22 protein-coding genes are annotated in these 24,678 nt (G+C 73.5%); 13 read left to right on the top strand and 9 right to left on the bottom strand.

Translation table 11 applies throughout. The features are described from left to right. Window positions 1–71 precede the first annotated feature (71 nt). Complete coding sequence (locus tag FHR36_RS07400; RefSeq protein ID WP_253794980.1) at window positions 72–851, bottom strand: EI24 domain-containing protein; 780 nt, start codon at window positions 849–851, stop codon at window positions 72–74. Window positions 852–970: 119 nt separating this feature from the next. On the opposite strand from FHR36_RS07400, the gene FHR36_RS07395 reads away from it, so the two are divergent. Beyond that, entirely contained in the window at window positions 971–1,405 is a 435-nt protein-coding gene (locus tag FHR36_RS07395) for a nucleoside deaminase (RefSeq protein ID WP_253796678.1), read from the top strand. Window positions 1,406–1,484: 79 nt separating this feature from the next. On the opposite strand, the gene FHR36_RS07390 is transcribed toward FHR36_RS07395, so the two are convergent. Beyond that, window positions 1,485–3,398, bottom strand: coding sequence for a hypothetical protein (locus tag FHR36_RS07390; protein ID WP_253794978.1), 1,914 nt, complete (start codon window positions 3,396–3,398; stop codon window positions 1,485–1,487). Window positions 3,399–3,591: 193 nt separating this feature from the next. Further along, the gene (locus tag FHR36_RS07385; RefSeq protein WP_253794976.1) at window positions 3,592–5,049 is read right to left on the bottom strand and encodes a lipase maturation factor family protein; all 1,458 of its coding nucleotides are present in this window, start codon (window positions 5,047–5,049) and stop codon (window positions 3,592–3,594) included. 222 nt (window positions 5,050–5,271) lie between these two features. Between FHR36_RS07385 and FHR36_RS07380 the strand changes: the two genes are divergently transcribed. Then, on the top strand, window positions 5,272–6,246 hold the full coding sequence (locus tag FHR36_RS07380; RefSeq protein WP_253794974.1) for an EamA family transporter: 975 nt from the start codon (window positions 5,272–5,274) through the stop codon (window positions 6,244–6,246). 147 nt (window positions 6,247–6,393) lie between these two features. After that, a complete protein-coding gene (locus tag FHR36_RS07375) occupies window positions 6,394–7,476 on the top strand; it encodes a sugar ABC transporter substrate-binding protein (protein ID WP_253794972.1) in 1,083 nt (360 codons plus the stop codon). Between the two features lie 88 nt (window positions 7,477–7,564). Here the strand turns inward: FHR36_RS07375 and FHR36_RS07370 are convergent, their stop codons facing one another. Further along, the gene (locus FHR36_RS07370; protein WP_253794970.1) at window positions 7,565–8,458 is read right to left on the bottom strand and encodes a DMT family transporter; all 894 of its coding nucleotides are present in this window, start codon (window positions 8,456–8,458) and stop codon (window positions 7,565–7,567) included. A 32-nt stretch (window positions 8,459–8,490) separates the two neighbouring features. Between FHR36_RS07370 and FHR36_RS07365 the strand changes: the two genes are divergently transcribed. Then, window positions 8,491–9,909: an aminotransferase-like domain-containing protein gene (locus tag FHR36_RS07365; RefSeq protein ID WP_253794968.1), complete on the top strand. Its 1,419-nt coding sequence runs from the start codon at window positions 8,491–8,493 to the stop codon at window positions 9,907–9,909. Between the two features lie 139 nt (window positions 9,910–10,048). Here the strand turns inward: FHR36_RS07365 and FHR36_RS07360 are convergent, their stop codons facing one another. Then, window positions 10,049–11,077 (bottom strand): GAF domain-containing protein, encoded by a 1,029-nt coding sequence (locus FHR36_RS07360; RefSeq protein WP_253794966.1) that lies wholly within the window; start codon window positions 11,075–11,077, stop codon window positions 10,049–10,051. A 267-nt stretch (window positions 11,078–11,344) separates the two neighbouring features. Here FHR36_RS07360 and FHR36_RS07355 point away from each other — a divergent pair, with 267 nt between their 5' ends. From FHR36_RS07355 to FHR36_RS07335, 5 genes are all read left to right on the top strand, one after another. Then, window positions 11,345–12,571, top strand: a complete 1,227-nt coding sequence (locus tag FHR36_RS07355) for an acyl-CoA dehydrogenase family protein (protein ID WP_253794964.1) — start codon at window positions 11,345–11,347, stop codon at window positions 12,569–12,571. 223 nt (window positions 12,572–12,794) lie between these two features. Next, window positions 12,795–14,741 carry a sensor histidine kinase gene (locus tag FHR36_RS07350; protein WP_253794962.1) on the top strand — a complete coding sequence of 649 codons (1,947 nt, stop codon included), beginning with the start codon at window positions 12,795–12,797 and terminating at the stop codon, window positions 14,739–14,741. Next, the gene (locus FHR36_RS07345) at window positions 14,738–15,169 is read left to right on the top strand and encodes a roadblock/LC7 domain-containing protein (protein WP_253794961.1); all 432 of its coding nucleotides are present in this window, start codon (window positions 14,738–14,740) and stop codon (window positions 15,167–15,169) included. The genes FHR36_RS07350 and FHR36_RS07345 overlap by 4 nt, the downstream gene beginning before the upstream one ends. Before the next feature lie 2 nt (window positions 15,170–15,171). Beyond that, entirely contained in the window at window positions 15,172–15,543 is a 372-nt protein-coding gene (locus tag FHR36_RS07340) for a DUF742 domain-containing protein (RefSeq protein ID WP_253794960.1), read from the top strand. A 115-nt stretch (window positions 15,544–15,658) separates the two neighbouring features. Further along, window positions 15,659–16,228 (top strand): GTP-binding protein, encoded by a 570-nt coding sequence (locus FHR36_RS07335; RefSeq protein WP_253794959.1) that lies wholly within the window; start codon window positions 15,659–15,661, stop codon window positions 16,226–16,228. 77 nt (window positions 16,229–16,305) lie between these two features. Here the strand turns inward: FHR36_RS07335 and FHR36_RS07330 are convergent, their stop codons facing one another. After that, complete coding sequence (locus FHR36_RS07330; protein ID WP_253794958.1) at window positions 16,306–17,124, bottom strand: shikimate 5-dehydrogenase; 819 nt, start codon at window positions 17,122–17,124, stop codon at window positions 16,306–16,308. A 30-nt stretch (window positions 17,125–17,154) separates the two neighbouring features. Further along, window positions 17,155–17,994, bottom strand: coding sequence for an EamA family transporter (locus tag FHR36_RS07325; RefSeq protein WP_253794957.1), 840 nt, complete (start codon window positions 17,992–17,994; stop codon window positions 17,155–17,157). A 133-nt stretch (window positions 17,995–18,127) separates the two neighbouring features. On the opposite strand from FHR36_RS07325, the gene FHR36_RS07320 reads away from it, so the two are divergent. Continuing rightward, a complete protein-coding gene (locus tag FHR36_RS07320; RefSeq protein ID WP_456077703.1) occupies window positions 18,128–19,903 on the top strand; it encodes an NAD-binding protein in 1,776 nt (591 codons plus the stop codon). Between the two features lie 73 nt (window positions 19,904–19,976). On the opposite strand, the gene FHR36_RS07315 is transcribed toward FHR36_RS07320, so the two are convergent. Together FHR36_RS07315 and FHR36_RS07310 are read right to left on the bottom strand one after the other, a co-directional pair. Then, window positions 19,977–20,186, bottom strand: coding sequence for an EF-hand domain-containing protein (locus FHR36_RS07315; protein WP_253794955.1), 210 nt, complete (start codon window positions 20,184–20,186; stop codon window positions 19,977–19,979). Between the two features lie 49 nt (window positions 20,187–20,235). Further along, the gene (locus FHR36_RS07310) at window positions 20,236–21,582 is read right to left on the bottom strand and encodes a M14 family metallopeptidase (protein ID WP_253794954.1); all 1,347 of its coding nucleotides are present in this window, start codon (window positions 21,580–21,582) and stop codon (window positions 20,236–20,238) included. 203 nt (window positions 21,583–21,785) lie between these two features. On the opposite strand from FHR36_RS07310, the gene FHR36_RS07305 reads away from it, so the two are divergent. The 3 genes from FHR36_RS07305 to FHR36_RS07295 all read left to right on the top strand — a co-directional run bounded on the left by FHR36_RS07305 (window position 21,786) and on the right by FHR36_RS07295 (window position 24,647). Beyond that, window positions 21,786–22,640 (top strand): Fpg/Nei family DNA glycosylase, encoded by an 855-nt coding sequence (locus FHR36_RS07305; protein ID WP_253794953.1) that lies wholly within the window; start codon window positions 21,786–21,788, stop codon window positions 22,638–22,640. A 75-nt stretch (window positions 22,641–22,715) separates the two neighbouring features. Further along, the gene (locus tag FHR36_RS07300; protein ID WP_253794952.1) at window positions 22,716–23,645 is read left to right on the top strand and encodes a 1-phosphofructokinase family hexose kinase; all 930 of its coding nucleotides are present in this window, start codon (window positions 22,716–22,718) and stop codon (window positions 23,643–23,645) included. Window positions 23,646–23,759: 114 nt separating this feature from the next. Next, window positions 23,760–24,647: a prohibitin family protein gene (locus tag FHR36_RS07295; RefSeq protein WP_253794951.1), complete on the top strand. Its 888-nt coding sequence runs from the start codon at window positions 23,760–23,762 to the stop codon at window positions 24,645–24,647. The last annotated feature ends 31 nt before the right edge of the window (window positions 24,648–24,678 follow it).

The following is a 24,678-nucleotide window of genomic DNA, read 5'->3' as shown; positions in this document are numbered from 1 at the left end:
GTTCACCGCACAATGTGGTGTCAAATCCCTTTTTGGAATTGATTCCATAGGAATTGATTATTGTCGTACGGTCATTTCGCGAGGGAGATGCGGCTCTCGTCGTCGTCCGTCTCCTCCACCGGGACCAGGTCGCGGGCCAGCAGCGTCGCCCCGGCCACCGCGCCCGGCATCGCCAGCACCGTCACCAGCGGCACCAGGAACAGCAGCACCAGTGCGGCACCGAAGCCCAGCGCCAACGGCAGCCGGCGGCGCAGCATCCGCAGCCGTTCGCGCTGCGGCACACCCCGGCGCTGCAGGGCCACCGCGGTCAGCTCGACCGTCAGGAAGTACCCGGAGACGCAGACGCCCACCACCGGCACCACCGTCTGACCGACCACCGGGATGAACCCGCACAGGAACAGCACCAGCCCGAACGCCGCCACCCGCACCAGCACCAGCATGCTGTCCCGGGCCGAGACCAGCAGCTCGCGCCAGAACGACACCTCCGGCGGAGTCGGCGCACCACCCTCCGTCTCGTCCACCTTCGCGCACAGCGACTCGTAGAACGGCTGCCCGATCAGCAGGGTGACCGCCGTGAACGTGATCAGCGCCAGCAGCCCGCCGCCGCCCACCACCGCCACGGTCACCGCCCCGCGCAGCAGGCCCCGCCACGGCGAACCCCAGCCGTCCGCGAACGGTGTCGCCCAGTCGGCGATGTCACCCGACCAGACGACCAGCGCCACCATCACCCCCACGTACCCCACCAGGGTGATCAGCGCCGGGATCATGCCGAAGCCCCACCAGCGCCCGTGTCTCAGTACCCACCGCTGGCCCTTGAACAGATAACCCAGGCCCGCCCCGAAATCTCGCATGCCCGAAGCCTACGGCGCACGCTCGGACGGGGCAGCGGACGGGTAGGTGGGACAAGCAGTGGAAAGAAGAACGACGGCAGAGGGGACTCGGCGTGGTGGATCCGACCGAACTCGGGGCAATGCTGGGCGTGGCCGTCGAGGAGGCCAGAGCCGGACTCGCGGAAGGCGGCATCCCGATCGGCGCGGCCCTGTTCGGGCCGGATGGCGAACTGCTCGGCCGCGGCCGCAACCGGCGCGTCCAGGACGGCGACCCGTCCATGCACGCCGAGACCGCCGCGTTCCGCGCCGCGGGACGCCTGCGCGACTACCGGCGGACGGTGATGGTCACCACCCTCTCGCCCTGCTGGTACTGCTCCGGCCTGGTCCGGCAGTTCGGGATCGGGCAGGTGGTGATCGGCGAGGCGCGGACCTTCCACGGCGGCCACGACTGGCTCGCCGAGCACGGCGTGGGGATCACGGTGCTGGACGACCCGGAGTGCGAGCGGCTGATGACGGAGTTCATCGCCGCCCGGCCCGAGCTGTGGTTCGAGGACATCGGCGAACCCGGCGCGTAGGTCCGGACACGACTGCGCCCGCCGGGACCGCGGTGGCGGTGGTTCCCGGCGGGCGCAGGCGCAGTGCGGGGGCTGAACGTCAGCCGCGGACCTCGGCGACGGCGGCGCCGAGCGCCTCCTTGATACGCGGGCCGAGACGGCCGAAGCCCAGCTCCTTCATGGCGGCGCGGAGCAGCTCGTCGTCCGTGCGCGACACCTCGTCGCCGTCGATCCAGCGCACCAGCGCCACCAGCTCCGCCGGGTCGTACGCCGTCACCGGCCGACCGGGCGTCACGTCCGGCCGCTCCGGCCGACCAGCGGCAACCGGCGCCGCCGGCTCGGGCTCGACCTCGACGACGGGCTCGACCTCGACGGCGGCCTCGACCGGCTCGGCCTCGACGACCACGGCCTCGGGCTCGGGCTCGGGCTCGGGCTCGGGCTCGGGCTCGACGACCACGGCCTCGGCCTCGGGCTCGGTCACGACCTCGGCCTCAACCTCGGGCTCGGCAACCGTCTCCTGCTCGACCTCCGCGACCGGCTCGACCTCGGTCTCCGCCTCGGCGACGGGCTCGACGTCATCAGCCTCGTCGACCGTCACCTCGACGTCCGCAACCGGCTCGGCCTCGACCACAGGGGCCTCGGCAACCGGCTCGACGTCCGCGACCGCGTCAACCTCAACGGCGACGGGCTCGGTCTCGACGGCTGCGTCAGCCTCGGCGTCGACAACGGGCTCGACCTCGGGCTCGGTGTCCGTCTCCGCCTCAGCGTCCACGTCCACAACCGGCTCGGCCTCGGCCTCAAGCTCCGGCTCGACCTCGGCGGCCACCGGCTCGACGTCCGCAATCGGCTCGGCCTCGACCTCAGCCTCGGCAACAGGCTCGACCTCAGCCTCCGGCTCGACGTCCGCGACCGGCTCGGCCTCGGCCTCGGGCTCGGTGTCCGTCTCCGCCTCAGCGTCCACGTCCGCGTCCGCGACCGGCTCGACCTCAGCCTCGACCTCGACCTCGGCCGCAGGGGCCTCGGCCACCGGCTCGGCGTCCTCGGTCACCTGCTCCGTGTCCGGGGCGGTGCGCGGGCCGGCGGCGAGGGCGGCCCGGGCGGCGTCCTCGTCGAGGTGGCGGTCGTAGGCGGAGACGGCCGCGTCGCGGTCGGCCTGGAGGTCGGCGAGCTCGGTGAGGAGGTCGGCGAGACCCTGCTCGGCGAGTTCGGCGCGCAGCTCGCGGAGGGCGGAGAGGCGGAAGAGCGTGCCTTCGTCCGCGGCGAGGCGGTCGACCAGCTCGGCGAGTTCGGCGAGGGCGACGGTGTCCAGGCTGCGCTCGGGGAGCAGCCGGCCGAGGGAGCGGACGGCGTCGGCGAGGGACTCGACGGCCTGGGCGGTCTCGGCGAGGAGGGTGCCGTCGACCGGGACGGCCGGGCGGATCTCGCTGCCGTCGGCGGCGAGGGCGGCCCAGTCGGTGCGGGCGGTGGCGGCGGCGGCGAGCGCGGTGTGCAGGTCGCCGCGGCGGGTGCGGCCGCCGGCGGTGAGGGCGCGGGCCTGGCCGCGCAGGGTGCGCCGGCGGCCCCAGGAGAGCTTGACGCCCTGCTCGCGGCGCCAGCGTCCGCTCGCGGTGGCGGCGGTGAGCGCGTCGAGGTCGGCCTCGTACGCGGCGCTGCGGAGCGTCTCGGAGGTGGCGTGGACGCGCTGCAGCAGGTCGAGCAGGGTGGTGAGCCCGATCAGGGTGTCGGGCACGTCGAGGCCGGCCTTGGCGCCGATGCCCGTGACGGCCTGGCCGATCGAGCGGATGTCGCGGCTGCGCAGTTCGGCGAGGACGGTGGAGGCGGAGCGGGCGTCCTCCGGGCCGGTGACCGAATCGGCGGCCTCCAGCCAGGGGTTGGTCTCGACGGTCATGGTGAAGCCGCCCTGGTCGGCGTAGCGGCCGAGCTCCTCACGGGTGCTCTGGCGGGTGTCGCCGTCCGTGGTGGCCGCGGTGGCCGACTCCGTGTGGTCGGCGTCATTGAGGTCGCGCACAGTCATGTGAAGTCCGGTTCGTGGCGGAGGAGGCGGGAGGTGGAGGGAAGCGAGCGGGGGGTCTGTGGAGGGCCAGGATACGGGTGGGCGTTCGAGGCCCGCACGCACCCGACCACGAACGACACGTCCGGGCCGGGTGGGGTCACGCGCCGGGCCTGCCGAGCGGGCGGGCGTGGTGGTGTCGGGGAGCGGGGTGCGGTCATCGGCGGTGTCCGGGGGCGAGGTGGGCGACGTCCTCGATGGTGACCGGGGGGAGGAAGTCGCGGACCGGTGTCCGCTCCCACCAGGCGCCGGTGGCGCGGAGTTGGTGCAGGTCGGTGAAGCGGTAGCGGTGCAGGGTGGCGCGGACGCAGGCGGGTGGGCGGTCGGGGAAGGGATTGTGGCGCAGCAGGGCGAGGGTGTCCGGGTCGTTGACGAGCAGCCGGGCGACGAAGGCGGCGAACCAGGGGCGGGCGTAGGAGGGCGAGATGGCGGCGAACCACATCAGCCAGTCCAGGCGGAGGTGGTAGGGGGCGAACTGGCGGGGCATCCGGTGCGGTTCGCCCGGTTTGCCCTTGAATCCGTACTCGCGCCAGGTGGTGTGGCGATCCGGGAGAGGTTCGGTGGTGCCCTCCACCACAACCTCGTAGCGGACGCGGTTGATGGAGCCGAAGGCGCCGTAGGCGTTGACCAGGTGAAGGCGGTTGAAGGAGAAGTTCATCAGCTGGCCGCGGGTGAGCAGGTTGCGGGCGGGCCCGTAGCTGAGGGCGAGGACGAGCGCGGTGAAGGCGCCCACCAGGAGCTGGAACCAGCCGGGTTGGCCGGCGTAGGCGGGGTCGGCGGGCAGCGGCAGCACCCGGCGCAGGGTGTCGGCGTCGACGGCGGAGAGGGCGAGCGCGATGGTGAGCCAGTTCAGCCAGGCGAAGTTGCCGGAGAGGACCAGCCACAGCTGGGTGACGGTGATCAGCAGGGCGGCCACGGTGGCGGCCGGCTGCGGGAGGAAGAGGACGAACGGCACGACCAGCTGGACGACGTGGTTGGCGGCGACCTCGGCCCGGTGCAGGGGCTTGGGAAGGTGGTGGAAGAACCAGCTGAACGGGCCGGGCATCGGCTGGGTCTCGTGGTGGTAGTAGAGGCAGGTCAGCTTGCGCCAGCAGGCGTCGCCGCGCCATTTGATCAGTCCGGCGCCGAACTCGACCCGGAACAGCAGCCAGCGCAGCAGCCACAGCACCAGGACGGGCGGCGCCACGTCGTCGTTGCCGAGGAAGGCGGCGGTGAAGCCGGTCTCCAGCAGCAGCGACTCCCAGCCGAAGGCGTACCAGGTCTGTCCGACGTTGACGATCGACAGGTAGAGCACCCAGAGCAGGGCCCACAGCAGCAGGGCCGCCCAGAGTGGGACGGCGTTGCCGGCGCCGGCGAGCAGCGCCGCCGAGGTCAGGGCGCCGACGGTCGCGGTGGCGGTGAACAGCCGGTCGGAGTAGTGCCAGTGGAAGAGGCTGGGTGAGCCGCGGAAGCCGGTACGGGCGAGGAAGCGCGGGACGGGGAGCATGCCGTGTTCGCCGATCAGGGCACGGAACTGGTTGGCGGCGTCGAGGAACGCGATCAGGTAGATGCCGGCGGTGAGCCGCTGGAAGACCTCCCGGCCGAGCCAGTACTCGGGCGCCGCGAACCACTCCATCCGGGCCGCTCCTCGGGTCGGTTGCGCACACGGACCGCCCGCGCGTACCAACCGGACCCGCCCCATGCCTACCACCCGGGCCGGACCCGCCGCGGCCGGCCGGGGGCGCGCCCCGCCCGCGGTTCATCCGGTCGGCGCACCACCCCGCCCTTATCTGCGCCCCACCCGGTGTGGTGTCATGCCATCCAGCACCAGCGACAGGACTGAAACCCGGAGATGCACATGACCGCCCCTGCTTCCCGCCCCGCGGCCGGTCCGTCCAGGGCCGCCGGACCCGAGGCCGCCGGACCCGGGACCGCGCCGCCCGAGGACGCCCGCGGCACCGGCAGCGCGGTGTGGGCCGCGCTCGGCATCGTCTATGTGGTGTGGGGCTCGACCTACCTGGCGATCCGGGTGGCGGTGGAGACCATGCCGCCGCTGCTCTCGGCGTCCGCCCGCTTCCTGGTGGCCGGTCTGCTGCTGGCCGCCCTGGTGGCGTGGCGGCAGGGTCCGGCCGCGCTGCGAGTGAACCGCCGTCAGCTGGGCTCGGCGGTGCTGGTCGGCCTGCTCCTGCTGGTCGGCGGCAACGGGATGGTGGTGCTGGCCGAGCGCTCGGTGCCGTCGGGCCTGGCGGCGCTGCTGGTGGCGAGCGTGCCGCTGTGGGTGGTGGTACTGCGCCGGCTGTCGGGGCAGCGCACGCCGCGGGCCACCGTGGGCGGAGTGCTGATGGGACTGCTCGGCCTGCTGGTGCTCACCTCGCCCGGCCTGTCCGGCGAGGTCCGGCTGTCCGGCCTGCTGATGGTCGTCGCGGGGGCACTGGTCTGGGCGTTCGGCTCCTTCCTGGCCGGTCGGCTGCCGATGCCGGCCAGTCCGGTCACCGCCAGCGTGTACGAGATGCTCGCGGCGGCCGTGGGCGCGGCGGTGCTGGCGGTGGTCCGGCACGAGCCGCAGAGCCTCGACGTGGGCGCGATCTCCACCCGCTCCTGGCTGGCGCTGGCCTACCTGATCACCTTCGGCTCACTGGTCGCGTTCACGGCTTATGCATGGCTGCTGCAGCAGGCGCCGCTGCCCCTGGTCGCGACCTACGCCTACGTCAATCCGGTGGTGGCCGTGGTGCTCGGCTGGCTGATCCTGGACGAGCCGCTGACCTGGCCGATCGTGGTCGGCGGCGCGATCGTGGTGGGCGGCGTCTGCCTGGTGGTCCGTACCGAACGGTGAGACGAAGGTCAGCGTAAGCCTTCAAGAAGGTAACGACTTGGTCGAATCCGGCGGGACCATGGTTTATTTCTTGACGACACCTCGGCGCTCGGGCTTGACTCCTCACCTCGCCGCAACGCTGCGGCCGTCAGGGAGGCACCACCCACCATGAGCGCTATGACGCGTCGCCTGGTCATCGGCACGGCCGCTGTGTCGATGGCCCTCTCGCTCGCCGCCTGCGGGTCGGACGGGGCCAAGTCGGCATCCGACAACAAGACCGTCGGCCTGCTCCTGCCCGAGCGGACGTCGTCCACCCGGTACGAGGCGTTCGACAAGCCGATGATCGAGGCCTCGATCACCGGGCTGTGCACCCGATGCACCGTCGACTACGCCAACGCCGACGGCGACGAGGCCGCGCAGAAGCAGCAGTTCGACGCGCTGGTCGACCGCGGCGTCAAGGTCATCGTGCTCGACCCGGTCAACGCCGCGGTCACCGCGCCCTGGGTGGACCGGGCCGCCAAGAAGGGCACCAAGGTGATCGCGTACGACCGCCTCGCCGCCGGCAAGGTCGCCGCGTACATCTCCTTCGACAACAAGCGCACCGGCGAACTCCAGGGCCAGGCCCTGCTGGACGCGCTCGGCCCGAAGGCCGCCGGCGCCGACATCGTGATGATCAACGGCTCGGAGAGCGACCCGAACGCCGCCGACTTCAAGGCGGGCGCGCACCACGCCCTGGACGGCAAGGTGAAGCGGATCGCCTACGAGCAGTCCGGCGAGTGGAAGCCGGAGGTGGCCGCCCAGAAGATGAACGAGGCGATCGGCCAGCTCGGCAAGAACGGCTTCCAGGCCGTGTACTCCGCCAACGACGGCATGGCGGCCTCGATCATCGACTCGCTGAAGAAGGCCGGCCGCACCGACGTCCCGGTCGGCGGACAGGACGCCTCGATGGACGCGATCCGACGCATCCTCACCGGCGAGCAGACCTACACCATCTACAAGCCGTACCGGCCGGAGGCCGACGCCGCCGCCAACATCGCGGTCTACCTGATCAAGGGCCTGGACGTCACCTCGGTCGCCACCACCATGACCGACAGCCACGGCGACCAGATCCCCTCGATGCTGCTCTCGCCCATCGTGGTGACCAAGGCGAAGGTGGCCGACACGGTGATCGCCGGCGGCCTCTACAAGGCGTCCGACGTCTGCTCCGGCCAGTACGCCAAGGCGTGCAAGGACGCCGGCATCCAGGGCTGAGTCCCGTCTGCGGCGCCCCGGTGCGCCGCATCCCGATCCCGGCCGCTGAGCCCCGGGGCGCCGAGTCAGGCGGCGCCGACCGGCCGGCTCAGCGGCCGGCGCGCTGGGTGACGGCGATGCAGACCAGCACCGCCAGCGCCGTCACCGGCGCGGCCGCCGGCAGCCGCTCGCCCAGCACCAGCACCGCCCAGCCCAGCGTGAGCAGGGGCTGGGCGAGCTGCAGTTGGCTGGCCCGCGGGACGCCGATCGCGGCCATCCCCCGGTACCAGACCACGAACCCCCCGAACTGGGAGACCGCCGCGAGGTAGGCCATCCCGGCCAGGGCGTGCGCGCTGAGCCGGACGGGCTCGGCCGGCAGGGCCAGGGCAAGGGTCGACGCGGTGGCGGGGAGCGCAGCGACCACGGCCCAGGCGATCACCTGCCAGCCGGGCATCCGCCGGGCCAGCCGACCGCCCTCGGCGTAGCCCGCCGCGCAGAGCAGCAGCGCGGCGAGCAGGCAGGCGTCGGCCGGCCCGGGCCGGCCGGCGCTCTGCTGCAGGCTGAAGGCCAGCACCGCGGCCGCGCCCGCCACCGCCGCCCACCAGAACGCCCGCGGCAGCCGGGCGCCGGTCCGCAGCGCGGAGCACGCGGCGGTGGCCAGCGGCAGCAGGCCGATCACCACGGCCGAGTGCGCGGTCGAGGAGGACTGCAGGGCGAAGGTGGTCAGCAGCGGGAAGCCCACCACGCACCCGGCGGCCACCACCAGCAGACCGGGCAGGTCCGCCCGGCGCGGCAGCGGGACCCGACGGACCGCCAGGCAGGTGCCCGCGATCACCGCGGCGAGCACCCCGCGCAGACCGGTGGCCGTCCAGGGGCCGAAACCGTCGAGCGCCCATACCGTGGCGGGGAAGCTGAAGGAGAAGCCGAGCACGGCCAGCGCGGCGAGGGCCGCGCCGCCGACCGCTACCGGGCGGGCGAGGATAGCGCTATCGTGTGCTGTCATACACGAGCGTAGCAGTAGGGGAGTGAGCGCCCATGGACCGCACCAGCGTCGCCGAACTGGCCGCTCTGCTCCGCCGCGATCTCGCCCGCTACTCCCCCGGCGAGAAGCTGCCGTCCAGCCGGGAGCTGATGCAGCGCCACCAGGTCAGCCCGGTGACGGTCTCCCGGGCGATCGCCGTCCTGGCCGCGGAGGGCCTGGTGGTCTCCCGTCCCGGCGCCGGGGTGTTCCGGGCCGAGACCCGCCGGACGACCGCCCGCCCCGCCGACACCTCCTGGCAGGAGGTCGCGCTCAGCGCCGAGGCGGGCATCCCGCCGGCCCGCGCCGCCGACGCCTCCGGTGTGCTGGGCGCGCTCGCCCTCCCCCCGCCCGAGGTGGTCGACCTCAACAGCGGCTACCTGCACCCGTCGCTGCAGCCCGAACGCGCGCTGGCCGCCGCGCTGGCCAGGGCCGGCCGCCGGCCGGAGGCGTGGAGCCGCCCCCCGATGGAGGGCCTGCCCGAGCTGCGGGCCTGGTTCGCCCGGGACATCGGAGGGTCCGTCACCGCGGCCGACGTCCTGGTCGCCGCCGGCGGGCAGAGCGCGCTCACCACCGCACTGCGCTCGCTCGCCGCCCCCGGCGCGCCGGTCCTGGTCGAATCGCCCACCTACCCGGGGATGCTCGCCGTCGCCCGCGCGGCGGGACTGCGGCCGGTGCCCGTCCCGATGGACGCCGACGGCGTACGGACCGAACTGCTCGCGGAGGCGTTCGCCGCCAGCGGCGCCCGGGTGTTCGTCTGCCAGCCGCTGTTCCAGAACCCGACCGGCGCGGTGCTCGCCGTCGAGCGGCGGCGCGAGGTCCTGCGGATCGCGCGGGCCGCCGGGGCGTTCGTGGTGGAGGACGACTTCGCCCGCCGTCTGGTGCACGCCGACGCACCGGAGCTGCCCCCGCCGCTGGCCGCCGACGACCCCGACGGCGTCGTGGTGCACATCCGCTCGCTGACCAAGCCCACCTCGCCCAACCTGCGGGTGGCCGCCCTGGTCGCACGCGGGCCCGCGCTCGCCCGGCTCCGGGCCGTCCAGGCGGTGGACAGCTTCTTCGTGCCCCGCCCGCTCCAGGAGACCGCGCTCGAACTGGTCGCCGCCCCGGCCTGGACCCAGCACCTTCGGGCGCTCGCCGCCGCGCTGCAGGAGCGGCGGACGGCGCTGGTCGGTGCCCTGCGCACGCTGCGGCCCGAGCTGCTGCCCGAACGGCTGCCGTACGGCGGCTACCAGCTGTGGCTGCGGCTGCCCGACGGCAGCGATCCGGCGGCGCTGGCCGCCGCCGCGCTCCGCGCGGGCGTGGCCGTCACGCCCGGCGGCCCGTACTTCACCGCCGAGCCGCCCGCGCCGCACCTGCGGCTCAGCTACGCCTGTGCCCAGAACGCCGAGCAGCTGACCGACGCGGCCCACCGCCTCGTCCGCGCCCTCGGCTGACCCGGTCGGCCGGAGCCACCGCGGCCGCGCACCGACCGCGGCCGTCCTCCGAAGGCAGCGGCGCACCGCTCGGCCGGACCGCGGGGCGCGCCCCCGGACGCGCCCCGGTCCGGCCCGTTCCGGGTCCGGTCGGTCCCGCTCAGCCCGGCAGCCCGCGGCCGGACTGCTGCAGCCGGTCCACCAGCAGGGCGGCCAGCGTTCCCAGCTCCTCCTCGGTACGGGACTGGGCGGTGGTGTCCATACCGACCGTCAGCACCCCGTTGACCTGCCCGGTCCGGGCGTTGCGCAGCGGGGTGCAGGTGAAGGTGTACACCTGCTCGGCCCGCCGGGCGCCCGGCACGTACGACTGGACCCGGACGTCCTTGAGCACGGTGGTGCGTCCGCTCCGGTAGGCGTCCTCCACCGCGTGCGGCAGGCCGGCCGCACCCAGCTGCGGGTACGCCTGGCCGACCGGCGCGAACGGGCCCGGGTTGCCGAAGACGCCCAGGTGCTCGGCGTTGGCGTAGCGGATCAGGTGCTCGGGCGAGTCGGTGAGCATGATCGGGAAGGGCGAGCCGTCGAACGCCGCGAACATCTCCTGCTGCTGGGCGAGCAGGTTGTCGCGCAGGCGGATCTCGGACAGCAGCGCCTCGGCCAGGTGCTGGATGTCCTTCAGCCGCTCGCGGCCCCACTGCCGGGGCTCGCGGTCCAGGACGCAGACCGTGCCGATGACGGTGTTGGTGTCGTCGACCAGCGGCGCGCCCAGGTAGGCGCGCACGCCGAGCTCGTCGACCACCGGATTCCCGGCGAACCGGGGGTAGGCGAGGATGTCGTCGAGGGCGAGCGGGGAGCGCTGGGCCACCACGTGCGGGCAGAAGCCGTGGCTCAGGGGCATCTCGCGGTTGGGGAGGTCGAAGGCGATGCCGCGGTCCGCCCAGGCGTCGTCCTCCTCCGTCTGCGCGGGATTTGGCGGAATGTAGAGCCCTCGGAACATCTGGCGCTCGTCGTTGACGAAGTTCACCATCGCGATCGGGGCACGGGTGATACTGGCCGCAAGGTGCGCGAAGCGGTCGAAGGCCTCGTCCGGGCTCGGGTCGTTCAAGCCGAGGCTGCGCAGGCGCCGGGTCCGGTCCGACCCGCCGCCACCCCCACCCGGATAGGCGTTCTGAGCGCTCATCACATCATTCATGGCGCCCATGGTGTCAGACCTGGACAGCCCTGCACACGGCCCCCGTCAGCATCGCCCACCCCGAACGGGCAGAGATCACTGCCCAGGTGACGGCGGGTCAAACACACGTTTTCCAGGACTCGCCGACTTCGCGCCAATCCATGATCACAGTATGGAGCCGGGCGGTCACACCGTACGACAATGAGCCACGCCGCGTGGCCGTACACCGCCACATGGTCCCGGGGGCAGGCGGGGACGGAGGACACCGGACCGACGAGAGGACATCACATGGTGGGCACCGACTACTTCACCGACGAGCGCCACGACCAACTCCGCGAGGAGGTCCGGCAGTTCGCCGAGAAGGAGGTTCGCCCCCAGGTGGCGCGGATGGAGAAGGACCGCGAGGTCGAGTTCGATCTGGCCCGGGAGATCGCCCACAGAGGCTGGATCGGCGTCACCATCCCGCGCGAGTACGGCGGCATGGGTCTCGGCCACCTGGCCAAGACCCTGATCATCGAGGAGCTGTCCCGGGTCAGTGGCGCGATGGGCGCGATCGCGCAGGCCTCCCAGCTGGGCGTCGCCAAGGTGATCCACTTCGGCAACGAGCGCCAACGGCGCAAGTGGCTGCCGAAGTTCGCCTCCGGCGAGGCGCTGCCGACCATCGCCGTCACCGAGCCGGAGTCGGGCGGCCACGTGCTGGGGATGACCGGAACCGCCCGCCGGGAGGGCGACGAGTACGTCCTCGACGGCCGGAAATGGTTCGTCGGGAACTCGCACATCGGCGACGTGCACGGGGTGGTGTTCCGGACCGGCAAGGGCTCGCGCGGCCTGTCCGCCTTCCTGGTGGAGAGCGACCGGCCGGGCTTCCGGCTCGGCGACCTCGGCACCCAGAGCGGCCTGCACGGCTTCAGCTTCGGCGAGATCATCTTCGAGGGGTGCCGCATCCCGGCCACCAACCGGCTGGGCCGGGAGGGCCAGGGCCTCGACGTGGCGTACTCCTCCTCGATCCTCTACGGCCGCCCCAACCTGGCGGCGGTGGCGCTCGGCATCCACCGGGCGATCGTGGAGGACACCGTGCACTTCGCCGAGGAGCGGACGCTGTACGGCAGACCACTGGCCGAACTCCCCACCATCAACCTGAAGATCGGCGAGATGCAGTCCAAGCTGATGACGGCCCGGCTGGCCGCGTACCACGCCGCGCACCTGCTGGACCAGGGCCGGGCCTGCGACGCCGAGCTGATGAACTCCAAGCTGATCAACACCGAGTACGCCCTGGACTCGGCGCGCAGCGCCATGGAGATCCACGCCGCCCGCGGCCTTCAGGCCTCCTTCTCGATCGAGCGCTACCAGCGCGACGCCACCCACATCTACCCGCCGGCGGGCACCTCCGACGTCCAGCGGCTGCGACTCGGACAGGTGGCCGCCGGCAGCTACGGTGTTCAGTGGTCGGAAAAGCTCGGGCACTTGACCAAACGGCCCACCGAGACCTGGGGTCCGCGGGCTCTGGCCAGCTGACCTGCGAGGACACGTCAAGAACGGCCCGGTGCCCTTCGGCGGTGGGCCGTTCGACTCCGACGCGTCGCCGACATCTCGTCAGTTGATGTTGCTAACACGGCAGTCAGGGCTGGTAGCGTGCCTGCAAGCCGACCGAGCTCGCTGCACGGAACCGTTCGATGACGGACAGTCAACTGGCCGCCATCGCAACGCCGCGCGGCACAGCACCCGTACAAGGACTCAGATGCCAGGCATACCGGCCCCGAAACACGGAAAGAGCGCCGGCCGCTCCGGATCGCTCCGCACCTCGCTCCTCCCCCTGGTCCTGGTCCCCTCGGTGGGCCTGGCCGTCGCCTGGGGCTACGCCGGCACCCTACTGCTGGGCACCGGACACGGCACCGCCATGGCGATCGGCAGCGTGCTGGTCGCCGCCGTGCTGGTCTGGAGCCTGACCCAGGGCCACCGCACCGCCCGGGCCCTGACCGACCGCGTCGAGGACCTGCGCGAGCAGGCCCGCGCCGTCGCCGAGGCCGAACTGCCGGAGGTGGTACGCCGGCTCCAGGCCGGCGAGCTCCTGCCTGCGCCCGCGCCGCGCGGCCCGCGCCGCCCGGACGCGGACGAGGTCGAGCAGGTCGCCGAGGCCCTCGACGCGGTGCGCCGCACCGCGGTCGGCGCCGTCGTCCGGCAGGCCCATGGCCGCGAGGGCACCAAGAAGGTCTTCCTCAACATCGCCCGCCGCACCCAGGTGCTGATCCATCGTCAGATCAACATGCTGGACGCCCTGGAGCGCGAGCACGAGGAGCCCGAGCTGCTCCGCGAGCTGTTCGCGGTCGACCACCTGGCGACCCGGATGCGGCGCAACGCCGAGAACCTGGTCATCCTGGGCGGCGCGCTGCCCGCCCGCCGCTGGCGCAACGCCGTCCCGGTGGTCAACGTGCTGCGCAGCGCCGTCTCCGAGACCGAGAACTACGCCCGGGTCGCCGTCCAGGGCGTGCCGCGGGTCTCGCTCAGCGGGCAGGCGGTGGCCGACGTCATCCACCTGACCGCCGAGCTGATCGAGAACGGCACCACCTTCTCCCCGCCCTACACCCAGGTGCTGGTCTCCGCGCAGGAGGTTCCCAAGGGCCTGGCCGTCGAGGTGGAGGACCGCGGCCTCGGCATGTCCGAGGAGGAGTACGAGCGGCTCAACGCCTACCTGGCCGACCCGCCGGAGCTGGACGTCGCCGCGCTCGGCACCGACCTGCGGCTCGGCCTGTTCGTGGTCTCCCGGCTGGCCGCCCGGCACGACATCCAGGTCACCCTGCGCCCCTCGCCGTACGGCGGCACCCGGGCCGTGGTGCTGCTGCCGGCGGCGCTGCTGGAGCAGGCCGAGGCCCCGGCGGGCATCCCCGGTCTGCCGTTCGGTGCCCGGGTGTCCGGTCCGGCCGGCGGCGCCGGCGGCAACCCCGCGCTCAGTGCGCTGATCGGCGGCGCCGTCGAGTCCGAGGGGCACGGGCCGTCCGTCGGTGCCTCGATCCCCGGTCTGCCGGGGGCGGTGGTGGCCGCCTTCTCCTTCCCGCGGTCGACCGCCGAGCCGGTGGACCCGCTGGACGACGCCGTGCTGGACGAGGCGCTCTCGGTCGCCTTCGGGCCGCGCGCCGGGGCGGGCACCGAGCCCTTCGAGATGGGGCCGGCCGCCCCCGAGGCGCCCGTCCACCAGAGCGCCGGGGAGTACCGCGACGAGCCGGTGCGCGACGGCGGCCCGGCCCTGCTCGGCCCGAGCACCCTCGGCCCGAGCACCCTCGACCGGATGGCTCTCGACCCGATGGCCCTCGACGCGGCCGTCCTCGACGCGGTGGTCGGCCACGTCCTGCCCGCCGCTCCACTCGCGCTCGGCCCGAGCGCCGCCGACCCGGCCGGCCCCGGTACGGACGGGGGCGACGTCGAGCTGCGCACCCCGCCCGTGCTGCCCAAGCGGATCCGCAACGCCAGCCTGGCCGACCAGTTGCGGGAGAGCGCGGCCGCCGCGCCGCGGCCGCTCCCGGAGCCCGCCGCCCCGGCGGAGGACCGCTCACCGCAGCGCTCCCGCGCCACCATGGCCGCGATCCAGCGCGGCACCCGCACCGCCCGGCAGGCGCCGGAGGGGCAGACCGGCGGTCCGTCCTTCCCGGCACCCGACACCGCACCGTCTACCGAGGATCCCCAGCGATGACCCAGCCCACCGACACCCAGCGCGATCTCAACTGGCTTCTCGACGAGTTGGTGTCCCGGGTCCCGGAGACCCGGCACGCGATCGTGCTGTCCGAGGACGGCCTGCTGGTCGGCATGTCGAGGCAGCTCGACCGCGCGGACGCCGAGCACCTGTCGGCCGTCGCCTCCGGCCTGCAGAGCCTGGCCCGCGGCGTCGGCCACCGCTTCGACGGCGGCACCGTCCGGCAGACCGTGGTCGAGATGGACCGCCTCTTCCTGTTCGTCACCACCGCCGGGCAGGGCGCCCGGCTGGCGGTGCTGACCACCGAGGAGGTCGACGCCGGCCTGATGGCGTACGAGATCAACATGCTGGTCAAGCAGGTCGGCCAGTACCTGACCGCCGCGCCGCGCAGCGACGCCGGCCTGGGCCTCGCGGGTGACGGTGCGTGACCATGGAGTCCGAGGACGCGTGGTTCGACCGGGACGCGGGGCATCTCGTCCGCCCTTACGCCATCACCGGCGGGCGCACCGCCTCCGGGCGGACCGACTTCTCGCTGATCACCCTGGTGGTCACCGCGGACCCGGACCGCGACACCTCCCGGATGGCGCCGGAGCCGGCCACGATCCTGGGGCTGTGCCGCGACCGGCCGCTCGCGGTGGCCGAGATCGCCGCCCAGCTGGACCTGCCGGTCAGCGTGGTGAAGGTGCTGCTGGGCGACCTCGCGGACGCCTCGCTGGTGCTCACCCGGGCCCCCGTACCGCTCGCCGAGGCGCCGGACCTGGCGCTGGTGCAGGCCGTCATCGACGGCGTCCGCAGGCTCTGACCGGGACGTGGACCACGGCCCGGACCACGAACCCCGCCGTCACCCGCCGGTGACGGTACCCCGTGAACGCACAACCTCTCAGCCGAGGAGCTGATCTTCCGATGGAGCTCGCCGCATGATCGCCGGCCTGGTGCCGGGCGCGGTCAAGATCCTGGTCGCCGGCGGCTTCGGCGTGGGCAAGACCACCATGGTCGGCTCGGTCAGCGAGATCGAGCCGCTGCAGACCGAGGAGCGGATCACCCAGGCCAGCGTCGGCGTCGACAGCCTGGAGGGCATCCGCTCGAAGTCCACCACCACGGTGGCGATGGACTTCGGCCGGATCACGGTCCGGGACGACCTGGTGCTCTACCTGTTCGGCACGCCCGGGCAGTTCCGCTTCTGGTTCATGTGGGACGACCTGTCGCTGGGCGCGCTCGGCGCGATCGTGCTGGCCGACACCCGCCGGCTGGAGAGCAGCTTCGCCGCGGTCGACTTCTTCGAGCAGCGCGGCATCCCGTTCGCGGTGGGCGTCAACTGCTTCCACGGGCGCCGCGACTGCACGCCGGACGAGGTGCGGGCGGCGCTCGACCTGGACCCGACGGTGCCGGTGGTGCTGTGCGACGTGCGCGACCGGGCCTCCAGCAAGGAGGTCCTGCTGGCGCTCCTCGACCGGGTCCGCGACCGGGCCCTGGCCGCGGCGGGCTGAGCCGCACCCGGGCCGACCCGCCGTCCCGGGTCGGCCCGGCCGCCCGCTGTGGCGGGCGATCCGGGCCGCACGCGGCGTCAGGACCGGGCGAAGCCCGCCGCCTCGGCCACCAGCTCCCCGTCCGGGCGGACGCCGGTGTAGAGCACGAACTGCTCCAGCGCCTGCCGGACCAGCACCTCGTCCCCGGTGATCACCTTGCGTCCCGCCGCCCGCGCGGTGCGGATCAGCGGGGTCTCCACCGGGAGCGCCACCACGTCGAACACGGTCTCGGCGGCGGCCACGGCCTCCGCCGGGAAGGCCAGGTCCTCGGCCTCCGGACCGCCGGTCATGCCGATCGGCGTCACATTGACCAGCAGGTCGGCGCGCAACTCGCCGGGCTCCGAGCGCCAGGCGTAGCCGTGCGCGTCCGCCAGGTCCCGGCCGGCCTCCTCGTTGCGGGCGACCACGGTGCCGTTGCGGTAGCCGGCGTCGCTCAGCGCGGTCACGGCCGCCTTGGCCATCCCGCCGCTGCCGCGCAGCGCGAAGACCGAGTCGGTCGGCACCCGGTGCAGGGTGAGCAACTCGCGCAGGGCGAGGTAGTCGGTGTTGTAGGCGTGCAGGTGGCCGTCGTCGTTGACGATCGTGTTGACGGAGCGGATCGCGGCGGCCGACGGGTCGAGCTCGTCGACCAGGGCGATCACGTCCTCCTTGAACGGCATCGAGATCGCGCAGCCGCGGATGCCCAGGGCCCGGACGCCGCCGATCGCGGCCGGCAGGTCCTGGGTGGTGAAGGCCTTGTAGACGAAGTCCAGGTCCAGCGCGCGGTAGAGGTAGTTGTGGAAGCGGGTTCCGAAGTTGCCGGGCCGGGCCGCGAGCGACATGCACAGCCGGGTGTCCTTGGTGATCTGTGCGGACATGGCGTCAGCATAGCGGGACGTAACCCCTGGTCAGCCGTGCGTGAGCTGCAGCACGGCGATTCCCGTCAGGACGGTGGCACTGGCCGCCAGCCGGAGCCGGCCGAGCCTCTCCCGGAAGACGATCGCGCCGATCAGCGCGGCGATGACGATGCTGGTTTCGCGCAGCGCGGCGATGGTCGCCAGTTCGCCGTACGACTGGGCCCACACCACCAGGCCGTACGCGGTCAGTGACATCACCCCGCCGGCCAGGCCGGGCGCCCAGCTGCCGCGGTCGACGGTGAGCAGGGTGCGGCCGCGGACCGCGAAGGCGACCGCGAGGACGGCGATCGCCTGGACGACGAACATCCAGGCGATGTAGCCGCCGACCGAGGCGGCCCGGCGGACGCCGGTGCCGTCCACCACGGTGTACGCGGCGATCAGGGTGCCGGTGGCGAGCGCGGCGGTGAGCGCGGGCAGCTGGGCGCGGCCGGGTATCCCGCCGGCCAGCGCCAGTCCGGCCAGGCCGAGCGAGATCACCAGTACCCCGGCCGACTGCCCGAACGGCAGGGTGCGGCCGAGCAGGGTGACCGAGATCAGCGCGACCACCATCGGCGAGGTGCCGCGGGCGATCGGGTACATCTGCCCGAAGTCGCCCAGCCGGTAGGCCCGGGCCAGCATCAGCTGGTAGCCGACCTGGAGGGCGGCCGAGCAGGCCAGGTAGGGCAGGGCGGCCCGGCCGGGCAGTGGGACGGCCGTGGTCATCAGCAGGCCGGTGCCGAGGATGGCGCAGTTCATCACGGCGACGCCGGCCAGCTTGTCGGTCGCGCCGTGGGCCAGGGCGTTCCACACGGCGTGCAGCAGGGCTGCGGCCAGCACGACGAGCACCACCACGGGGCCACCTCCGAGGATCCGGGTCCTGAGCCATTCGAGGCCAAAGTTGTACAGACAACTTAGCGCATCGATCGAGAGCGGTCCGAGGGGGCCCGGTCGATCATCCGTGATCGGCACCCGGCAGACTGACGGCATGTCACCCACCCGTCCGCAGACCGCCGCCCTGCCCGCCCAGCCCGGCACCGCGCCCGCCCCCGCCGCAGCGATGCTGGTCTGCGGCGACGACGCCCTCACCCACCGGCTGGCGCTGGAACTGGCCACCGTGTACGGACGGCCCGTCACCGTGCTGGCGCCCTCGCTCGCGGCCGGGCACGGTCCGCAGCTGGCGGCGCTGGCCGAGCGGCACCCCGAGGTCCGGGTGGTCGAGGCGGCCGGACTGACCTCCGAGGCGCTCTCCGCGGCCGGGGTGCGGGAGGCCGCCGCGCTGGCCCTGACCGGGCCGGACGACCAGCAGAACATCCAGGCCGCGCTGCGCGCCCGGCGCCTCAACCCGCGCATCCGCCTGGTGCTGCGGGTCTACAACCGCAAACTCGGCCGCCGGGTCGGCCTGCTGCTGGACCGCACCGCCACCGCCCGCGAGCAGGCTGCCTCCACCACCGTGCTCTCCACCTCGGCGACCGCCGCGCCCGCCCTGGTGGCCGCGGCCGTGACCGGCGGCGGCCAGGTGGTGCACGTGGACGGCAGGCTGCTGCGGGCGACCGAGGTGGCGGCCGGCCGGCAGGCCACCGGCACCGAGCTGGCCACCCTGGCCGCCCTGCCCGCCGGACGCCCCGCCGAGGCGCCGGAGCTGCTGCCGGGGCCGGTCGAGAGCCGCCGGCTGGTGCTGGAGATGCTCGGCGGCGCCACCGAGCCAGGCCGCCGCCGGCGCCGCCTGCCGGGCCTGGCGGAACTCCCGTTCGCCGCCCTGTTCTCCCCGCGGCTGCGCTGGGCGCTCGGCTCACTCGCCGCCCTGCTGCTCGCCTTTGCCGGGCTGACCGCGGCGCTGACCGGTGAGAGCCCGCTGCACACCGCCTACCTCGCCGTCCTCGACGTGATCGCCATCGCCGACCCGGCCACCGACGACGTACCGGCCCGCAAGGTCCTGCAGATCCTCACCGCGGTCAGCGGACTGCTGCTGATGCCGCTGCTGACCGCGCTCGCCCTGGAGGCGCTCGGCACCTTCCGGGCCGCCAGCACCCTGCGCCGCCCGCCGCGCCGGATCTCCGGCCACGTGGTGCTGCTCGGCCTCGGCCGGGTCGGCAGCCGGGTGCTCGACCAGCTCTGGGACCTGGACCTCCCGGTGGTCTGCGTGGAGAGCGACCCGAGCGCCCGCGGCGTGGCCCGCGCCCGCGCGTACGGGGTGCCCGTCGTACTCGGCGACGCCACCCAGGACGGGGTGCTGGAGGCCGCCCGGATCGGCCGCGCCTCGGCGCTGATCGCGCTCACCGGGGACAGCGCCAACCTGGAGGCGGCGGTGCTGGCCCGCGAGACCAACCCGGGGCTGCGGGTGGTGCTGGGCCTGTTCGACGACGACTTCGCCACCGAGCTCTACCGGGCGCTGCGCGACTCCTACCCCGAGGCGGAGACCCGCAGCCACAGCGTCTCCTTCCTCTCCGCCCCGGCCTTCGGCGCCGCGATGATGGGCCGTGAGGTGCTCGGCGCGATCGCGGTCGGCCGCCGGGTGGTGCTGCTCGCTGCGGTGGACGTGGCCGGCCATCCCGAGCTGTGCGGGCGCACGGTCGCCGAGGCCGAGCGGGCCGGCGGCCTGCGGATCCTCGCGGTACGGCCTGCGGGTGAGGCGGGCGCCCTGCGCCGGGAGCCGCGCTGGCGGCCGCGGCCGGACCGGCTGCTGCGCGAGGGCGAGCAGGTGGTGGTCGCGGCGAGCCGGGAGGGCCTCGGGGCGCTGCTCGGGCAGCCCGAGGAGCGCTGACGGCCGCGGCGGCCGGACGTGCGTCGGGCCCGGCCCCCGGAGCGGGGGGCCGGGCCCGGGTGCGGGCGGGGCGTCAGCCCTGCTGGGCCGCCACGAACTCGTCCCAGGAGAGCAGTCCGTCCTGGCTGGTGTCCGACTTGGCGATCACGGCCTGCGCCATCGGCACGGTGACGTACGGGTCGCCCATCTCGGCCATGACCTTGGAGTACTCCTCCGGCGAGATGAAGCCGTCGCCGTTCACGTCGAAACGGTCGAACGCCGCCTTGGCCTTGTCGATGTCCATACGGAACCCATACTCCTTCTGAGTGGTGCAGTGTCGCCCGTACCCTAGCTCAGCTCGGGATGCCGCAGTACTGCTGCTGCTTGCCGATGGCCCGGTACATGCAGTCGGCGTTCTCCAGCAGGAGCAGCACCGCCTCCCGGTCCCGCGAGGTCTCCCTGTTGATCACCGAGGCGGGCGGGTAGAAGCCGCCGCCGCTGCTGGAGGTCGGGTACATCTCGAAGGTGTACGCGAACACCTTGTGCGCGCCCCACAGCCAGTCGTCGATCGACCCGTCGGTGATGTACAGGTCGCTGGACTGCTCGGGGGTGTAGCCGTTGGTGGCGGCCATCGTCCGCCCGAAGGTGGCGAAGGTGTTGGCCTCGTCGGCGGTCATGCCGGCCGCGGTGTCCGCGGTGGTCCAGCCGAACGGCCAGAGCACCAGCTCACTGTAGGTGTGGAAGTCGATGGCCGCGGTGATCTGCTGCTTGCCGCCGACCACCCGGGTGCGGACGAAGTCGGCGACCACCTTGGTCTCCTTCGCCGACTCCGGTCCGCTGCCGCGGTAGGTCTCGCTGGAGGTGGAGCCGGAGGAGCCGCCGCAGCAGCCGAACTTGTAGTCCCAGTTGCGGTTGAGGTCGGTGCCCACGTACCGGCTGCCGCTGTTGGGCTGGCGGTCCTTGCGCCAGCTGCGGTAGTTGCCGGTGGCGATGTCGTACTCGCCGCCGTCCGGGTTGAGGTCGGGGACGATCCAGATCTCCCGGCTGTTGACGATGTTCGCGATCCGCGGGTCGGTGGCGTACTTGTCGCCGAACTCGTGCAGCAGGTAGAGCGCCATCTCGACGGTGAGGTGCTCGCGGGCGTGCTGGTGGAATGTGAACAGCACCTCGGGCTCGTTCTCGTCGGTGGCGACGTTGTCGCTGACCTTGATCGCGAGGATGTCCCGGCCCTCGTAGGACGTGCCGATCACCTGCTTGCTCATGATGGCCGGGTGGGCGGCGACCATCGCGTTGATGTCGGCGGTGGCCTCGGCGTAGTTGTGGTACGCCGAGTCCTTGCTCGGGAAGTCGTACGGCGTGGGGCTCAGCTGCGGGGACTGCTCGGGGTCGGGCAGCTCGGTGAGCCGCCAGCCGAGCGTGCGCAGCCGCAGCAGTTCGGCGGCGTTGGCGCTGACCACCAGCGAGCGGGCGTCCACCTCGTCGATGGAGGCGCCGGTGGCGGCGACCGCGGTGCGGTCGGCGACGGAGCTCGGGCCGTCGACGGCGTACTGGTGGACCGTCTCGTCGGCGGCCGCGGGCGCGACCGGAGCGGGGGCGGCGGGGTGGGCGGCGGCGGACTGGGTGGTGAGCGGTGAGGCGAGGGCGAGCGAGAGCAGGGCGGCGACGGCGAGGGCCGGCCGTCCGCGTCGGGGCAGTCGCATGACTGTCCTCCCGGGGGTCCGTGGGGGCTGGCAGGACGGGTGGAGGAGGCGCGCGCCCAGCCGATGGTGACGGAATGACATGGGACCGTCAAGGGAGCGCGTCATCAGTCAACACCAAAGACATGACTGGTACTTGACCGATGCTCGACCGAATGGCGGCGCGTCGGGGGGTGCGCCTGGGCCTGCCGGGTGACACTGGCCGGGTGCCCGAGCTGCCCGAAGTGCAAGCGCTGGCCGAGCGCATGACCGCCGCCTGCGCCGGCCGCACCCTCGCCCGCGTGGACGTGCTCTCCGTCCAGGTGCTCAAGACCTTCGACCCGCCGGTGCAGGCGCTGCTCGGCCGGGCCGTCGCCGAGGTCGGCCGGTACGGCAAGTTCCTCGACCTGGCGACCGCGGGCGGGCCGCACCTGGTGCTGCACCTCGCCCGGGCCGGTTGGGTGCACCCGCGGGAGTCGTTCCCGGCAAAGCCGCCGAGCCGGCGCGGACCGCTCGCCCTGCGGCTCGTCCTCGACGACGGCTCCGGCTTCGACATCACCGAGCAGGGCACCACCAAGCGGCTGGCCGCGTACGTGGTCGCCGACCCGCAGCAGGTCCCCGGCATCGCCCGGCTCGGCGTCGACGCCCTGGCGGCCACGCCCGAGCAGCTCGCCGAGCTGACCCGCGCCGCCCGGCAGCGGCTGAAGACCTTCCTCACCGACCAGACCGCGCTGGCCGGCATCGGCAACGCCTACTCCGACGAGGTCCTGCACAGCGCAAAGCTCTCGCCGTACGCGATGGCCGCCTCGCTCGACGAGGAGCAGCTTGCCCGGCTGCACGCCGCGATCGGGCAGGTGCTGCACCGGGCGCTGGAGCACGCCCGGGCCGCGCCGCCGGGCGGACTCAAGGCCGAGAAGAAGGCCGGGCTGGCCGTGCACGGGCGGGCCGGCGAGCGCTGCCCGGTGTGCGGGGACACCGTCCGCTCGGTGAACTTCGCCGACTCCTCGCTCCAGTACTGCCCGACCTGCCAGACCGGCGGGCGGGTACTGGCCGACCGAAGACTGTCGCGACTCCTGAAGTAGATGATTGAATCTGCTCGAAGAAACATGCAAACGCGCAGATTCACTCAGCCAGCTCGTCCAGGGAGTCCCGCCGCCGTGATCCTGATCGTCACCCCCAACCCGGCCCTCGACCTGACGTACACCGTGCCCACCTTCCGCAAGCACCGCAGCAACCGGGTCGCCGAGGTCGCCGCGCAGGCGGGCGGCAAGGGCGTCAACGTCGCCCGGGTGCTGACCGCCCTCGGCCGCGAGAACCGCTGCGTGCTCCCGCTCGGCGGCCCCACCGGCGCCGCCGTCGAGGCCGATCTGCAGGCCGCCGGGCTCACCCACACCCCCGTCCGGATCGCCGGGGAGACCCGCCGCACCGTCGCCGTGGTCGACACCTCGGACGCCACCATGCTCAACGAGCCCGGCCCCAAACTCGCCCCCGAGGAGTGGGCCGCCCTGCTCGCCGAGGTCGACCGGCAGCTGCCCGCCGCCGGCGTCCTGGTCCTCTCCGGCAGCCTGCCCCGCGGCCTGCCCGCCGACGCCTACGCCGACCTGGTCACCCTGGCCCACCGGCACGCCGTGCCCTGCGTGCTGGACGCCGACGGCCCCGCCCTCACCGCCGCCCTCGCCGCCGGCCCCACCGTGGTCAAGCCCAACGCCGCCGAACTCACCGCCGCCACCGGCATCGCCGACGTCCCCGCCGCCGCGACCGCCCTCCTCGCCCGGGGCGCCGGCGCCGTCCTCGCCTCCCTCGGCCCCGACGGCCTGCTCGCCGTCGACCGCGACGGCGCCTGGCGCTGCACCCCGCCCGCCGCCGTCACCGGCAACCCGACCGGCGCCGGCGACTCGGTGGTCGCCGCTCTCGCCGCCGGTCTGGCCGGCCACGCCGGCTGGCCCGCCATCCTCCCCGACGCCGTCGCACTCTCCGCCGCCACCGTCCTCGCGCCCCGCGCCGGCGAGTTCGACCTCGCCGCCTACCGCCACTTCCGCTCCGCCGCCACCGCCCACGCGGTGCCCGCACCCCGGCCCGGAAGCTGAGCCGACTGACTTCACTGAACATCATCTGAACGTCTTTCAGGCTGTCATCGGCGCCGCCTACGTTGCTGCCATCACCACGACGACGGCATCAACCAAGCACTGAGAGACGAGACGATGCTCTTCCTTTCCCTCCTGCTCCTCGCCACCGGAGCCACCCTGCTGATCCTCCGTCGGCGCCGCGTCACCGAGGCCCGTGCGGTCACCGTCGGCGGCATGCTCAGCGGGGTGGTCGGCCTGCTGCTCGGGCTGAGCACCTTCGCCTACGTGGTCGAGCCGTACCAGGTGGCCGTCCCGGCCACGCTCGGCACGGTGGGCGGGACGTGGCAGCCCGGCCTGCACCTCAAGTCGCCGCTCACCGACGTCACCAGCTTCTCCACCCGGCCCACCGACCTCAACATGACCGGCAACGACACCGTGGAGGTCCGCTCCTCCGAGGGCGGGGTCCTCTACGCCGACGTCACGGTCAAGTGGTCGATCGACCCGCAGCACACCCAGGCCCTCTACAAGCTGGCCGGCAGCCCGGAGGCCGTCCAGCAGCGGCTGGTCTACCCCGACAGCCGGGAGATCGTCCGCAACGTCTTCGCCCGCCACACCGGCGTCGAGGGCTACACCTCCCAGCGCGAGGCGATCAGCACCGAGATCGACAAGCTGATCACCGAGCGGCTCGCCCCGCGCGGCATCCTGATCAACGGCGTCAACCTGCGCAACGTCAAGCCGAGCGACAGCCTGCAGCACGCGATCGAGGCGAAGATCCAGCAGGACCAGGCCACCGCCCAGGCCGAGGCCGCCGTCCGCACCGCCCAGGCGGAGGCGGAGAAGCGCAGGATCGATGCGGAGTCCACCGCCGCCGCCAACACCGCCATCGCGGGCTCGCTCACCGACAAGCTGCTGATGAGCCAGTGCATCGACGCCTTCAAGGCCGCCGCCGAGAAGAACCCGGTCTACGCCAGCCCCTGCGGCTCCGGCTCCGCCCCGGTGATCGTGGACTCCACCAAGCGCTGACCCGCCCCACCACACCCGCGGCTGCCCGCTT

This window comes from Kitasatospora cinereorecta (genome assembly GCF_024172095.1).
GTDB classification, from domain to species: Bacteria; Actinomycetota; Actinomycetes; order Streptomycetales; family Streptomycetaceae; genus Kitasatospora; species Kitasatospora cinereorecta.
Note: the sequence above shows the minus strand (reverse complement) of the source record. Positions and strands in the feature narration are given on the sequence as shown.